A 12,848-nucleotide genomic window follows, 5' to 3' on the forward strand; every position below is an offset into this window, starting at 1 on the left:
GGTGGGTGAGGGTGCGGTGGTGGTGGCTCCGTCGGGGGCCGCCGCTGTGACCGTGGTGCCGGCAGGGGCGTCCGCGACGGTGTGGCCGGGCGTAGACGGTTCGGTCGAGAGGTGGATGGCCACGGTCAGGCCGCCTATCGCGGTGGCGCCCGCGAGCACCGCGGCGGCACGGCGCCGCCGTCGGGCGCGGTCCCGGTCGCGGCGCAGCTCGCCGCGGGTGGCGGGTTCGGCCTGGGCGTCACGGCCCCGCGGTGCCTGACGGTGGCGGCCGGGCGTCTGCGGTCGCGGTGCCGTACCGGGGTCCGTGGAGGCCGCGCCGGTGTAGGCGATGGGCGCGGTTCCCGAAGCCCGGTGTGCGGCCAGGGCCGCGAACAGACCGGCCGCCGAAGCCACCGGCACCAGGGCGAGCCCCGCGAGCAGCCCCTCCGGCGGTACGAGTCCGCTGCCGAGACCCGAGCACACCGGGCACGCACGCGTGTGCCGGGTGACGCGCTTGCGCCACAGGGCCGAGGGCACACCGTCCCACAGCGACAGGAGCCCGGTCAGCTCATGGCAGTGCGAGGCACCTGCCAACGTCCGCACCACCTGGCGCGACGCGTCGAGCCGCTCCTTCATGCGCTGTACGCGTACGGCGGTGTGCTGCGGGGACAGTTCCAGGGACGCGGCCACCTCGGCGCGGGTCAGATACCCGGCCGTCTCCAGCCACCAAAGCGAGAGCAGCCCCCGGTCCTCGGGCTCCAGCCAGCGGGTGGCCTCGGCGGCCTCCCTGCGCTGTCCGGAGAGCCCGAGCCGCAGGATCGTGAGATCGACGAAGTCGGCGCCCGGGTCGGGCAGGTCGCTCGTCTCCTGGATGGCGGTGCCGTCCGGCCGGGTGCGGGCACGCTGCCAGTACGCGCGCAGCTGGTTCATGGTGATGGCCACCACCCACGACCGGAAGCTGGCCGCGTCCCGCAGCCCCGGCAGGCCGTCGAGCATCCGCAGGACGCTCTCCTGGACCACGTCGTCGACGTCGGCGTGGCCGTTGAGCGCCCGCCCGACGATGTTGTAGACCAGCGGCAGACAGGCCGCGACGAGCTCGTCCTGGGCCTGCTGGTCACCGGCTCGCGCGGCCGTGACCGTCGCCGTCCCGTACTCCATGTTCACGCCTCGTCCACTCTCCCCGGGCCCCTGCGGTCTCGGGGCTGCCGACTGCTTCTCCACGGTGGGAGACCGGTGGGGGAGTGGCGGATAACGAAAAACGCGAAGCTTTCTTCCGGATGCGGCCCGACGCGGCCACCGGGGTCAGCGAAAGGGTGTCATCGACCCGATCCAACCCCGGCGGACGAGCGGGGTCAGACCTGTACGGGGACGGCGTCGGCGGCGGGCGCCCCGGCAGTGCTCTTGTCGGGAGCGGTGTAGAAGACGGAGCCCTGCTTGCGCTCGCGCTCCAACTCACCCTTGGCGACGAGCGCTTCGAGGGTGTTGCGGACCACCTGGGGGCTGGTGTTGCGGTCCGGGTGGGCGGTGGTCAGCTCGGTGAGGATGTCGGCGACGGTACGCGGCTCCTGGTGACCGGCGAAGAGACCGAGGACGACCTCGCGCAGGGTGGGACCGGAGGTCTCCGCCTTGCCCCGGGAAGCGGTCTTCGCCGGAGCGGTGTTGCCGCGCGGGGTGCGCGCGGGCTTGGCCGGGGACTTGACCTCGGACTTGACGGCCGGCTTGGCCTCGGCCTTGACCTCGCTCTTCTTCTTCGAGCGGGGCGTGGGCACCTTGACCTGTGCGGCGGACTTGGCCGACGTGCCGGAAGCGGTCTTCCGGGCGGCGGTCTTCGCGGTGCCGGTCTTCGCGGTGCCGGTCTTCGCGGTTTCGGGCTTCGCGGTTTCGGGCTTCGGGTTGGCGGTCTTCGCGGGGGTGCGCTTGCCCGCGGTGGTCGCCCTGGCGGCCGTGGCGGAGGCACCGCTGAGGGTGTGGTGCATGGTCTGGAGCAGGCCGTGGTCGCGTTCCAGGGCTTCGAGCCGGCCCTTGAGGGCGTCGAGTTCGGCGCGGATGCGTGCCTGGTCCTGCTGGTTGGCCTCCAGGTCGGCGGTGACGCGCGCCGCGTACTGGTCCTTGAGAGTGGTGGTGTCCGGCTCGTCCGCCATGGGAGTTCGCTTTCCTCGTGCTGAATGATGCCGCCGGATGCCGGCCCTTTGCTGCGGGGCACAGCACAGGCGAGTAGGCAAAAGATACACACCTCACCCAAACAACCGCAGCCCGTCCGAATCGCCTGCACACTAAAGAGTTGATGAGAGAAACCCCGTATCCCCTCCGAACCCCCTCTCGGTGGCCGCAGATGACGGCCCCGGGCATGGGTGAGTGGGATCACAGGGTGTCGCGGTGAACGTCGTGCGCTCTGCGTGCGTCTGTTCGCCCGGAGCGGGGATTTCGATCGGCGTGTGTGCGTTGGGTACGGCGCGGATGACCCTCCCCGCCCGGTGCCGTCCTGTGCGGCGCATCGCCCATCGATTCGGAGTTGGTGTATGAAGCGCCCGTCCGCGGCACCGGTTGCGGTGCTCGCCCTCTGCTCGGCCCTGCTGGTCGCCGGTTGTTCCGAGGAAAGTGAGCCGGTGAGCTTCGGGGGCCAGGCCGCGAGGCCGACGAGCCCGAGCCGGACGCCGGTGAACAGCAAGGTGCAGTTGCCGACCAACCCCCGTGAGTGGACGGTGCAGCGGGAACTCGCCGACGGCACCAAGGTGGTCCGTACGACGCTGAAGGGCCGCAAGTCGGGCTTCGAGGGGAAGGTGTGGGCCTGGGCGCCGAAGCAGTACTTCGAGGAGAAGTACAAGAACAGCGCCTTTCCGGTGCTGATCGCGCTCCCCGGCAGCAACGGATATCCCAGCAACTACTGGTACGGAGCCGACCTCAAGCTCCAGGAAACTATCGCCGAGCAGGCGCGGCAGGGCCGCAGCCTGCCCTTCGTGGTGGTCATGCCGGTGCTGAACGCGGACAAGAAGAACTACTACGACGGCAGTGACATCCCGGGCCGGCCGAAGATGGGCACCTGGATGTCGGACGACGTGCCGGATCTGGTCCGCGAGAACTTCCGTACGTTCAAGGATCCCAGGGGCTGGGGTTTCTTCGGCTCCTCCTCCGGCGGATACGTCGGTATGAAGATGATGCTGCAATACCCCCGCCGGTTCGGCGCGGCCATCGCCGGCGGTCCCGACACCCGCCCGGACTCCCCGCTGTGGAAGGGATACGAGAAGGAGGAGCAGGCCAACAATCCGGAGAAGCTCGCCCAGGATCTGATCGACAAGGGCGGCCCCACGGTGAACCTCTCGATCATGCTGGGGACCAAGGAGTCGGGCCAGCGCAAGGTGAAGAACTTTCTCGCCAAGTACGGCAAGGGACCGGTCAAGACGAATCTGTATATGATCCCGAACGGTCACCACAGCGGACGGCAGTACGCGAAGTCCCTCGGCGACGGTCCTCTGGAGTGGATCAGCAAGCGGATGCTCGCACCGTCCTCGTAGCGACCGACGCCTGCCACGTGGATGTGACGGGCGTCACGAGCATGATCCCGGCCCTTCGGGGCACGCGAAACCCCAGGCCCCGTCGCGTCCCCCGTCGCGACGGGGCCGCCCCTGGCGAAAGCGAGGGGGATTGACTTCTGGGAACCCTGGGCAGGTGCGCAGGGTGCGAGTGCGGGCGGTTGCGCATGCAGGACGGGGGCAGCGACGTGAGTGAGGAAACGGCTCCGATGTGGAGGACCGGTCTGGTACCGGTCGACGCCGCGGAGGCGCGCAGGCGTGTGACGGACCTCCTGGGCGCCGCGATGGAGCGGATGTCGACGCGGGACACGGTGGTCGCGGACGCGCTGCTGGTGACCTCGGAGCTGGTGACCAACGCGCTGCGGCACGCCGGCGGCGTCACCGCCTTCGAGGCGATGGCGGACCGTGTGGGACTGCGGCTGGTGGTCGAGGACGCGAGCGACGCGCTTCCCACCACCAAGGAGCCCGGCGAGGACTTCACCCCCGGCGGTTACGGATGGCCGATGGTCTGCCGCCTGGCGACCAGCGTCACCGTCAGCCTGCTGCCTTCCGGAGGCAAGCGGATCCAGGTCTTCCTTCCGCTGTGAGCGGCGCCGTGCGCGTCGCCCGGCTGCCGCGCCGTCTGTTCCCCCGCTCCTGAGGCGTTCTGCGTCCTGCGTTCCGCGTTCTCCGTCCCACGTCCTGGGTCGGCGTTCCGCATGAGCCCACGCCACTGCGAGCGAGCCGGCGCCAGGACGCTGGGATGCGTCTCGACGCCGGCTCGCTCGCAACGGCGGGGAGGTGGTGGATCAGTCGGTCGTGACGACGCCCATGCCGGTGCGCAGCTTGGTGAGGATCCGGCGCAGGATGCGGGACACCTGCATCTGCGAGACGCCGAGCGTCTCACCGATCTCCGCCTGGGTGCGCTCCTCGACGAACCGCAGGTGCACGACGAAACGCTCGCGCTCGGTCAGGGTGTCCATCGCGGGGGCGAGGGCCTGGAAGTCCTCGACCAGTTCCATGGCCGGGTCCTCCCAGCCGATGATGTCGGCGAGGGCCGCCTCGCCCTCCTCCTCGTTGCCGGACAGGGCGGCGTCGAGGGACGAGGAGTGGTAGCCGTTGGCAGCCAGCTGGGCTTCCAGGACCTCCTCCTCCGTGATGTCCATCAGGGCGGCGAGCTCCTTGACGGTGGGGGAGCGGTCGAGGCGGCTCTCCAGCTCGGCCCGCGCCTTGCCCAGCTCCGTCCGGCGCTCCTGAAGGCGGCGCGGGACGTGCACGGCCCAGGTGGTGTCGCGGAAGAAGCGCTTCATCTCCCCGACGACATAGGGCACGGCGAACGTGGCGAACTGCGTCTCGCGCGACAGCTCGAACCGGTCGATGGCCTTGATCAGTCCGATCATGCCCACCTGGACGACGTCCTCGATCTCGTCCGCGTACTGACGAAAACGCCGCGCGGCGAAGCGCACGAGCGACATGTTCATCTCGATAAGCGTGTTGCGGGCGTACTGGTAGGCGGGCGTGCCCTCCTCCAGGACCGCGAGCTGCTCGAAGAAGAGGCGCGACAGTTCCCGCGCGTCCCGCGGCGCGAGCTTGTCGGGGCACTCCACCAGGGGCAGCTCGGGCGCCACCTGGCTCCGCGGACCCGCCATGGTGCTGACCTCGACCGTCGTCATGATCTCTCCCTCGATCGACCTGTACAAGCTTCCAACGCGTACCAACGCGAGGAGCGTGTACCCGCGATGTCACATCCCACACGGGTCTTTTTCGATCCGGTGGAAATGCCGTTGAGGACGGTGCCCCCCGCGTAGAGGATCTTGTCCATGTTCTCACGCAAGCACCGCCGTCCGAAGTCCGCCGAACTCCTCGCGGCCTGGGAGTGCCTCGACGCGGAGGACCTGCCCGGTGCCGTACGGCTGCTGCGGAGCGCCGGTGAGGACCTGCCCTCGGACGAGGTGGCGCTCGTGGTCCGGCGTGCCGCACGGGCGGCCGGCTTCGACGACCTCGACCGGGCCGCCGCTGCGGTGACGGCCCGCCCCGACGACGACCGCGCCCTGTACGACTTCGGCTACGCCTGCATCGAGCGCGGCCTGCCCTTCGTCGCCGTACCCGCCCTGCGCGCGGTGCTGGGCCGCCACCCCGGCGCGTCGCACGTGATGCGCGAGCTGGTGGCCGCGTACGAGCGCGAGAACCGGCACGCCGAGGCGGCCGAGCTGCTGGTGCGGCACGAAAGCGGCTTCGAGGAGTGGCCCGACCGCTATCTGCTGGTGTTCAACGCCCTGATGGCGGGCGACCTGGCCCTGGCAAACCGGCAGCACGCCCTGCTGCCCGACCCGCGGGACCCGGTCTGGCTGCCGGCGCGGGAGCGCCAGCGGCTCATGCTGGAGCGCGCCGCGAGCGCGGGAGCCGTCGGCACCCTGGACCGCGGTGACCTCCGGGGATGGCAGTTCGTCCTCGGCGGTACGGTGCTGGGCACGCTCTCCCCGTACGGCTTCGACGCCGGGATGAACGGCCGGTACGCCTGGCTGCAGGACTCCTACGGCCAGTGCCTGCGGGGACTGCTGCGGCTGAAGGTACTGCTCGACGCCGCCGGTCAGGGGCCGCGCTCGGTGTCGCTGCTGCCCGACCGGGGCAGCCGGGTCCTCGGCCTGGCCGCCGCCGATGTCCTCGGGCTGCCCGCCGAGCCGTTCGCGCCGGACCGCGAGGACACCGTGGTCGTCGCGTACGACCTGAACGAGCTGGCGGCCGTCGAGGACGGTCCCGAGATCCTCGGGCAGCTCCATGAGCGGGTGCCCGGGCAGGTGCTCCACGAGCATGCGAGCAACTGGACCGACGCGCCGGCCGTCACCGCCGACAGCGTCGCCCTGCTGCACCAGTCCGTGGTCGCGCCCTGGGACGGTCAGCTGAGCGCGAGGGAGGACGGCGAGCCCGAGCGGACCGAGCCCGACACCCGCCCGGACGCACTGCTCGCCGCCGAGATCGTGGGCGCCGACCCGGCCCCGGACGAGGGCGACGGACAGACGCCCGCGGACCCGGACGAGCGTTTCACCGAGTTCGCCACGGCCGTACGGGGTTCTGGCTCCGGGGCGAGCGCGCCCGGGTGCTGTCGACGGGGCCGGTGCCCAGCAACAAGTTCGCCTGATCCCGCCCCGGCCTCAGACCCGCGGCCTCAGAACTTGCGCCAGCGGGCCATCGCGAACGAGAACACACCGAAGAGCGCGAGGCCCGCGGCCACCACCATCAGGAGCCAGGGGCCGACCGGGGTGTGGGCGAAGGAGCGCAGGGTGTCGTCCATGCCCTTGGCCCGGCCGGGGTCGAAACCGACCGCGGCCCACAGGGCGAAGCCGCCCGCGGTGGTGAAGACGGCGCCCCGCGCGACCCCGCCGGCCACCCCCGTGCAGTCCACCATCCGACGGGTGCGCGCCGACATCTCGTCGAGCCGCATCCTGTCGTGGTACTTGCGCAGCGCCGCGCGGGCGGCGATCCACACCCCGACCACGATCGCGACGACCCCGGCCGCGCCCACCATCCACCGCCCGCCCGGCAGGTCGAGCAGCCGGGCCGTGACGTCCTGGGACGCGCGGTCGCTGGAGCCGCCCTCGCTCCGGCGGTCGCCGAGCGCGTACGTGGAGACGGTGTATGCGACGAAGCCGTAGAAGACGCAGCGCCCGGCGGAGAGCAGGCGCTTGCGCGCCTTGCGCCCGTCGGCACCGGCAGCGCCGAAGACCGCTTCGGACAGACGCCACAGCGCCATACCGGCGAGCGCCACCGCCAGCGCCCACAGGACGAACGTCCCCATCGGCCGGTGGCCTATCTCCGCGAGCGCTCCCTCGCGGTCGGCCTGCCGGCCGCGGTCACTGCCCGTGGCCACCCGGGCGGCCAGCAGCCCCACCAGCAGATAAATCGCCCCGCGCGCCACGAACCCGGCTCGTGCGGCCCCCTCGACCACCGGGCCCCGAGCCGCCTGTCGCGCCCGCATCCGTCCGGACACCGTCACCGTTCCCACCTCCACGGCGCACCTCCCGGTCTGCGGTTGCCCCGGGCCGCCCCGGGCAACCCCGCCGGGGACCGAGGTGGGTCAGGGGCAGACAGGGCGAGGAGACCCGAAGGGGCGGGCTCACCGGGCCGGACGGTCGGGAACGGTCATAAAATGCAGATACCGACCAGTCCGCTTCCGAGGGAGGCCTCGATGCGAGCGACCGAGGGTGACCAGCTGGTGCAGCACGGCAGGGTCGTGGGCCAGCACGACAGGACGGGTGAGATCGTCCAGGTCCTCGGTGAGGACGGCACGCCGCCCTACCGGGTCCGCTTCCCCGACGGCCATGAGTCGATCATGTCGCCGGGCCCCGACTGCGCGGTGCAGTCGGCGGACGAGTGGAGGGAGGGACACCGGTAGAAGGGGTTCCGGCAGCACGTCTTCTCGTAAGCCGGACTCCGCGCACCGGAACCTGACGTTGGCACGGCCTCATGAGCGGGTCGGCGGAGTCGGAGGGAGTCGGCCGGGGAAGAGTCCCGGGCGTGACTGACTCCACCCTCTGGATCTCGTCGTTGACCGCGGGCACAGCGGTGCTCGCCAGCTGGGTCACCAGCCGGGGCACGGCCCGCGCGGCCCAGATCCAGGCCGCCGCCGCCGAGCGGACCCAGCGCACCCTCCGCGTCAGCGAGGCACGGCGATCGGCGTATGTGAGCCTGATCGAGCAGGCGCACAAGATGGCCGAGCTGTACTGGACGGTGTCGGACGTCCACAAGTCGGGCGGCACCCACGCCGAACAGCTCCCCGCGCTGAGGGAGGTGCAGGCCAGTCTGAGGGTGGAGTACGGACGGCTCCGCCACTTCATATGGGTGATCAGCCTGGAGGGTCCGGACAACGTGGCCGTGGCCGCCGAGCGGCTCCGGCTCTCGACTCGCCCTCCGCACCGGGCACTTGGCGCGTCGATCGAGGGCGAGCCGGACGCCGCTGCGCTGTTCGACCAGTGCTACGACCCGTTCTGGGAATCGGTCCTGGCCTTCGTCTCCGCCGCCCGCACCGCGGTGCACGACCTGTGAGGTGGCGTAAGGGGCAGGGCATGGGCACCGGTGCGGGCCCGACGACGGGAGCCCGCGCGAGGCCGAAGTCCTGACGGGCCCACGGAAATTGAGGGGACTCGCTGCAGGCCCCCGTATTACCCTCCCCGGATGTCTGAACTCACCGGTGACGAGTCCGTGTCGGCCCGTTCGCGTTCGCTGTGGCGCGAGCGGGACTTCGGTGTCTTCTGGGCCGCGCAGACCCTCTCCGTCGTCGGTGACTCCTTCGCCCTGGTAGCGCTCCCGCTGCTGGTGCTGCACGCGACGGGCTCGGTCGCGCAGATGGGTCTGCTGACGGGTGCGGCGGGTGTGGCCGCGGTCGGCACCGGTGTGTTCGCCGGGATCGTGGTCGACCGGCTCGATCGCAGGAAACTGCTCATCGCGTGCGACCTGGTGCGGCTGGTGCTGTACGCGCTGATCCCGCTGGCGTGGGCCTTCGGCCCGCAGATCTGGCTGCTGTACGTCGTCCTGCCGCTGGCCGAGGCCGTCGGGATGTTCTTCTCCGTCACCTACGTCACCGTCGTCCGGGCCCTCGTGCCGGGCGACCGCATCACCGAGGCCAACGGGCGGCTGAACGCCACGGCCGCGGCGGCCGGGGTCGTCGGCCCGCTGCTCGCGGGGGTGGTGGCGGCCTGGCTGGGCCCGGCGGCGGCCGTCGCCGTGGACGCGGCGAGCTTCGGGGTGTCGGCCGCCTGCCTCGCCTTCGTACGGTTCACCGGGCGTACCGGGTCCGAGGACGCGCGATCACCGGCGCAGCCGCGCGAGCCGTTGCGCAAGGAGCTGGCCGCCGGGGTGTCGTTCCTGCGGAGCCATCCGGTGCTGCGCAGCCTGACGATTCTGCTGTCGGTGTTCAGCTTCCTGACGCTCGGCCTCAACGACCTGATCATCTACCACCTCAAGCACGACCTCGGGCAGGGCGACGGCGCCGTCGGCACCGTCTTCGCGGTCGGTGCGCTGGGTACGGTCCTGGGCGCGCTCTTCGTCGCCCCGATCCGCCACCGGCTGGGCTTCGGCGTGACCTGGACCGGCGGCGTCGCGGTCTGCGGACTCGCCCTGGCGGCGGTCGGCTCGGCGGGGAGCACGGCCGGGATCGCCGCCCTCACCGCCGTCTTCCTGGGCTGCGTGAGCGTGTCCGGGACCTGCTCGATGTCGCTGCGGCAGGAGGTGACCCCGGACCATCTGCTCGGCCGGGTCACCTCGGCCTTCTGGACCATCCACTATTCGGCGGCGCCCATCGGCGCGGCCGTCCTCACCTGGGCCGCGCAGCGGTACGGCACGGGGCCGGTGTGCTTCCTCGCCGGAGTGTGCTGTCTGCTGGTCGCGGTGCTGGCGCTGTTCACCCCGGTCCGCACGCGCCGTCCCGAACAGGCGCGGCCGGTCGCGGCCGGTCCCGTCCCGAGCGGCTCCGGCCAGGCCCCGACCCATAGTGGATCATGTCGGGATGACTGATGACGCACAGCTCTCGACGTCCGCCCCGCTCTTCTCGCCGTCCGCCGTGGAGCGGCTGACCGGATACACCCCGGCCGACCAGAGCGAGATCCTGGGCGGCGGCGCCGACCCGTTCGGGGTCGCGCACACCGGTCTGACCTGGCTGCCCAAGGAGGACCACTTCGGCGTACGCCACGGGGGCCGGCTGGTGGCGCACGCGGGGCTGCTGCCGCTGCGGATGTCGCTCGGCGGCGTCGGCACACCGGTGATGGGCCTCGGCGGGGTGGCGGTCGCCCCCGATCTGCGCGGACACGGCCTGGCGCGGCTGGTCGTCGGCGCGGCGCTCGACCACGCGCGCACCAGGGGACCGCGGCACGCGCTGCTGTTCTGCCGGCCGCCGCTCGTCGCCCTCTACCGCCGCCTGGGCTGGCGGACCCTCGACCGGGACGTCGAGGTGGAGCAGCCGGCGGGGCCCGTCGTCATGCCCTTGGTGACCATGTGGATACCGCTGCACGACGACGAGCCCTGGCCCGACGGCGCCGCGCGGCTGCTCTCGTACTCGATGTGAGGGCCGGGGGCGGCTCAGGCCATCTGGGGAGCGGGCTTGAGGACGGCGAAGGGGGCGCCGTGCGCGTCGGACAGCCAGGCGATGCGCCCGACGCCCGGCACGTCCGCCGGAGGCATGAGCACCGAGCCGCCCCGCTCCCGCGCCCGGCCGGTGGTGGCATCGGCGTCGGCCACCGCGAAGTACGGGATCCACCGCGGCTCCATGCCCTCCTGGGCCGTGGCGAGGCCGCCGAAGGTGGCTTCCTGCTGGTCGCCCTCGGCGGTGGAGAGCACGGTGTAGGTCATGCCCGGCGCCTCCATCTCCTGGGAGCGCCAGCCGAAGAGCGAGCGGTAGAAGGACAGCGCGGCCGGCACGTCCTTGGCGTGCAGCTCGGCCCAGCACAGCGAGTCCTCCTGGGACGTCTGCTCCAGGCCCTTGGTGGAGGCGGGCTGCCAGACGGAGAACTCGGCGCCGCCCGGGTCGGTGAGGCACGCCATCCGGCCCGCGTCCATGACGTCGAAGGCCGCCACCCGTACGGTTCCGCCGGCCTGCTCGACCGCCTTCGCGGTGGCGTCCGCGTCCGGGGTCTGGAAGTACACCGTCCAGGCCGGGTTCGCGCCCTCATCGGTCAGCGCGCCCAGGGCGGCGACCGTCCGGCCGCCCTTCTGGAAGAAGCCGTATCCGCCGGACTCGGGGCCCGCGGACTGGAAGTCCCAGCCGAAGACACCGCTGTAGAACTCCGCGGAGGCAGCCGTGTCGGGGCTTCCCAGATCGAGCCAGTTGGGTGCGCCGGTGACGAAGTCGGTGGTGAGCATGGGTGAGTGCCTGCCTCTCGCGGATCCGGCCGTACGGGCGGGAAGTCCGCGGCCGGGCCGGTGTGCTCCCGAGGGCGAACCAGCCCATACCGGATCGTAGTGACCGAGCCGCACGCGGGGAACGCGGAAGGGCGGAACGGGTGACGGCCAGGAGGGCCGCCCTCGTCCGAGCGCGCTCGGCGCAGGAGCCGCGCGCCACCGGTGCGGCGGGCTCTCAGCGGCGCGGTACCGCGGGCCGCCGCTCACCGAAGCGCCACGGACGGCGGATCCGGGCCGCCTTCCGCTCCTCGCGCCTCGGCTCCCCGAGGTGGTGGAAGCCGCGCCCCACCCGGCGGCCCAGCAGCAGATAGCCGAGCAGCGCCCCGGTGGTGTTGAGCAGCACGTCGTCCACGTCGAAGGCACGCCCCTCGACCAGCGCGCCCTGCACCAGCTCGACGAAGACCATCACGGCGACCGTGTACAGCAGTACGCGCACCGCCCGCAGCCGCCGCCGCACCAGCACCGGCAGGATCAGCCCGAAGGGCACGCCCAGCAGCAGGTTGCCGCCTATCTGCCGGCAGGCGGCGAGGAAGGTGTAGTCGTCGGCGTACTCGCGCAGCGAATGGCCGGGCCGCAGGTTCGACCCCGCGATGTTCCGTGAGGCGGGCGAGGGGGTGAGGGTCAGCTCGGCGAGCACGACGGAGAACGCCACCAGCGCCGCGACCGCCACCAGCATGATCAGAACGCGAACTGCCGTGACGCGCCGGTCCGTTCGCGCCTGCTCCCGCTCGGCTTGAGTGGTCATGCCGAGCGGATTCCCCGTAACGCGGACGGTACGCCCCGGCGGTACGTCCCGGCGTGCGGGCACGGCTCACGCGAGCAGGGTGAGGGCTCCCGGCAGGACGCGCGCGGTGACCGGCAGGACGGCCTCGACCTCGCCGTCCGCCCCGTACGGCAGCGGGCGGTCCGCCTCGATGCGCACCTCGCGCCCGCGCAGGACCTCCACCTGGGGGCGGCGGACATGGCTGCCGTCCTCCAGCTCCCGCATGACGGTGAAGAACAGTCTGCGGGGCGAGTCGTGGAGGATGACCACGTCCAGCAGTCCGTCGTCCACGGCCGCGCCGGGCGCGATGTGCCGGCCGAAGCCGTAGAAGCCGGAGTTGGCCGCGATGACGCTGTAGCCGCTGCGCTCGTGGACCGTGCCGTCGATCGTGACGCGGTAGTGGGCGGTGCGCCAGCCGACCACCGCGCGCAGTCCGCCCATGTAGTACGAGGCGGCGCCGCGCAGCAGCCGCGAGGCGTTGGCGTGCCGGTTGGCCACCGCGTCGACCCCGGCGTAGACGCTGCCGAGGACGGCGACCTTGTCGTGTACGGCCGACTCGACCTCGATGGCGTCGACCTTCCTCGGCTCGCCGCGCAGCAGGATGCCGGCCAGCGCGCCGGGCTCGGAGGGCAGTGCGAGGGCGCGGGCGAAGTCGTTGCCGCGCCCGGCCGGCACGATGCCCACCAGGGCGTCCGTTCCGGCCAGGG

The 12,848-nt window shown here is 72.0% G+C and carries 14 protein-coding genes; 6 read left to right on the forward strand and 8 right to left on the reverse strand.

Annotated features, from left to right (window positions below; translation table 11 throughout):
- Positions 1-1,137 (reverse strand): RNA polymerase sigma factor (locus ACJA3G_RS15740; protein ID WP_406553599.1); only part of this gene is annotated, 1,137 nt, incomplete at its 3' end.
- Between the two features lie 194 nt (positions 1,138-1,331).
- Positions 1,332-2,120: a hypothetical protein gene (locus tag ACJA3G_RS15745; RefSeq protein ID WP_406553600.1), complete on the reverse strand. Its 789-nt coding sequence runs from the start codon at positions 2,118-2,120 to the stop codon at positions 1,332-1,334.
- A 378-nt stretch (positions 2,121-2,498) separates the two neighbouring features.
- Here ACJA3G_RS15745 and ACJA3G_RS15750 point away from each other — a divergent pair, with 378 nt between their 5' ends.
- Together ACJA3G_RS15750 and ACJA3G_RS15755 are read left to right on the forward strand one after the other, a co-directional pair.
- Positions 2,499-3,491, forward strand: coding sequence for an alpha/beta hydrolase (locus ACJA3G_RS15750; protein WP_406553601.1), 993 nt, complete (start codon positions 2,499-2,501; stop codon positions 3,489-3,491).
- 227 nt (positions 3,492-3,718) lie between these two features.
- Positions 3,719-4,096 carry an ATP-binding protein gene (locus ACJA3G_RS15755; RefSeq protein ID WP_406553602.1) on the forward strand — a complete coding sequence of 126 codons (378 nt, stop codon included), beginning with the start codon at positions 3,719-3,721 and terminating at the stop codon, positions 4,094-4,096.
- A 201-nt stretch (positions 4,097-4,297) separates the two neighbouring features.
- Here the strand turns inward: ACJA3G_RS15755 and ACJA3G_RS15760 are convergent, their stop codons facing one another.
- From ACJA3G_RS15760 to ACJA3G_RS15770, 3 genes are all read right to left on the reverse strand, one after another.
- Positions 4,298-5,161 carry a SigB/SigF/SigG family RNA polymerase sigma factor gene (locus tag ACJA3G_RS15760; RefSeq protein ID WP_406553603.1) on the reverse strand — a complete coding sequence of 288 codons (864 nt, stop codon included), beginning with the start codon at positions 5,159-5,161 and terminating at the stop codon, positions 4,298-4,300.
- A gap of 153 nt (positions 5,162-5,314) precedes the next feature.
- Positions 5,315-6,301 (reverse strand): hypothetical protein, encoded by a 987-nt coding sequence (locus ACJA3G_RS15765; RefSeq protein ID WP_406553604.1) that lies wholly within the window; start codon positions 6,299-6,301, stop codon positions 5,315-5,317.
- A gap of 353 nt (positions 6,302-6,654) precedes the next feature.
- The gene (locus ACJA3G_RS15770) at positions 6,655-7,497 is read right to left on the reverse strand and encodes a DUF1206 domain-containing protein (RefSeq protein WP_406553605.1); all 843 of its coding nucleotides are present in this window, start codon (positions 7,495-7,497) and stop codon (positions 6,655-6,657) included.
- A gap of 177 nt (positions 7,498-7,674) precedes the next feature.
- On the opposite strand from ACJA3G_RS15770, the gene ACJA3G_RS15775 reads away from it, so the two are divergent.
- The 4 genes from ACJA3G_RS15775 (at position 7,675) to ACJA3G_RS15790 (ending at position 10,545) form a co-directional block, all read left to right on the forward strand.
- A complete protein-coding gene (locus ACJA3G_RS15775) occupies positions 7,675-7,881 on the forward strand; it encodes a DUF1918 domain-containing protein (RefSeq protein WP_406553606.1) in 207 nt (68 codons plus the stop codon).
- A 122-nt stretch (positions 7,882-8,003) separates the two neighbouring features.
- A complete protein-coding gene (locus ACJA3G_RS15780) occupies positions 8,004-8,531 on the forward strand; it encodes a hypothetical protein (RefSeq protein ID WP_406553607.1) in 528 nt (175 codons plus the stop codon).
- Between the two features lie 129 nt (positions 8,532-8,660).
- Positions 8,661-9,998 (forward strand): MFS transporter, encoded by a 1,338-nt coding sequence (locus ACJA3G_RS15785; protein WP_406553608.1) that lies wholly within the window; start codon positions 8,661-8,663, stop codon positions 9,996-9,998.
- Entirely contained in the window at positions 9,991-10,545 is a 555-nt protein-coding gene (locus tag ACJA3G_RS15790; RefSeq protein ID WP_406553609.1) for a GNAT family N-acetyltransferase, read from the forward strand. The genes ACJA3G_RS15785 and ACJA3G_RS15790 overlap by 8 nt, the downstream gene beginning before the upstream one ends.
- A gap of 14 nt (positions 10,546-10,559) precedes the next feature.
- Here ACJA3G_RS15790 and ACJA3G_RS15795 read toward each other — a convergent pair whose 3' ends face one another.
- The 3 genes from ACJA3G_RS15795 to ACJA3G_RS15805 form a co-directional block, all read right to left on the reverse strand.
- Positions 10,560-11,339, reverse strand: a complete 780-nt coding sequence (locus ACJA3G_RS15795) for a VOC family protein (RefSeq protein WP_406553610.1) — start codon at positions 11,337-11,339, stop codon at positions 10,560-10,562.
- A 214-nt stretch (positions 11,340-11,553) separates the two neighbouring features.
- Positions 11,554-12,123 (reverse strand): VanZ family protein, encoded by a 570-nt coding sequence (locus tag ACJA3G_RS15800; RefSeq protein WP_406553611.1) that lies wholly within the window; start codon positions 12,121-12,123, stop codon positions 11,554-11,556.
- Positions 12,124-12,189: 66 nt separating this feature from the next.
- The coding region (locus tag ACJA3G_RS15805) for a diacylglycerol kinase family protein (RefSeq protein WP_406553612.1) at positions 12,190-12,848 on the reverse strand (659 nt) is incomplete at its 5' end.

This window comes from Streptomyces sp. YS-3 (assembly GCF_045257485.1).
GTDB lineage: Bacteria > Actinomycetota > Actinomycetes > Streptomycetales > Streptomycetaceae > Streptomyces.

What these genes read in the sequence shown, in the direction of transcription:
- ACJA3G_RS15745 (WP_406553600.1), bottom strand. Translation starts at nt 2,120, where the DNA reads ATGGCGGACGAGCCGGACACCACCACTCTCAAGGACCAGTACGCGGCG.
- ACJA3G_RS15750 (WP_406553601.1), top strand. Translation starts at nt 2,499, where the DNA reads ATGAAGCGCCCGTCCGCGGCACCGGTTGCGGTGCTCGCCCTCTGCTCG.
- ACJA3G_RS15755 (WP_406553602.1), top strand. Translation starts at nt 3,719, where the DNA reads ATGTGGAGGACCGGTCTGGTACCGGTCGACGCCGCGGAGGCGCGCAGG.
- ACJA3G_RS15760 (WP_406553603.1), bottom strand. Translation starts at nt 5,161, where the DNA reads ATGACGACGGTCGAGGTCAGCACCATGGCGGGTCCGCGGAGCCAGGTG.
- ACJA3G_RS15765 (WP_406553604.1), bottom strand. Translation starts at nt 6,301, where the DNA reads ATGCTCGTGGAGCACCTGCCCGGGCACCCGCTCATGGAGCTGCCCGAG.
- ACJA3G_RS15775 (WP_406553606.1), top strand. Translation starts at nt 7,675, where the DNA reads ATGCGAGCGACCGAGGGTGACCAGCTGGTGCAGCACGGCAGGGTCGTG.
- ACJA3G_RS15785 (WP_406553608.1), top strand. Translation starts at nt 8,661, where the DNA reads ATGTCTGAACTCACCGGTGACGAGTCCGTGTCGGCCCGTTCGCGTTCG.
- ACJA3G_RS15790 (WP_406553609.1), top strand. Translation starts at nt 9,991, where the DNA reads ATGACTGATGACGCACAGCTCTCGACGTCCGCCCCGCTCTTCTCGCCG.
- ACJA3G_RS15795 (WP_406553610.1), bottom strand. Translation starts at nt 11,339, where the DNA reads ATGCTCACCACCGACTTCGTCACCGGCGCACCCAACTGGCTCGATCTG.
- ACJA3G_RS15800 (WP_406553611.1), bottom strand. Translation starts at nt 12,123, where the DNA reads ATGACCACTCAAGCCGAGCGGGAGCAGGCGCGAACGGACCGGCGCGTC.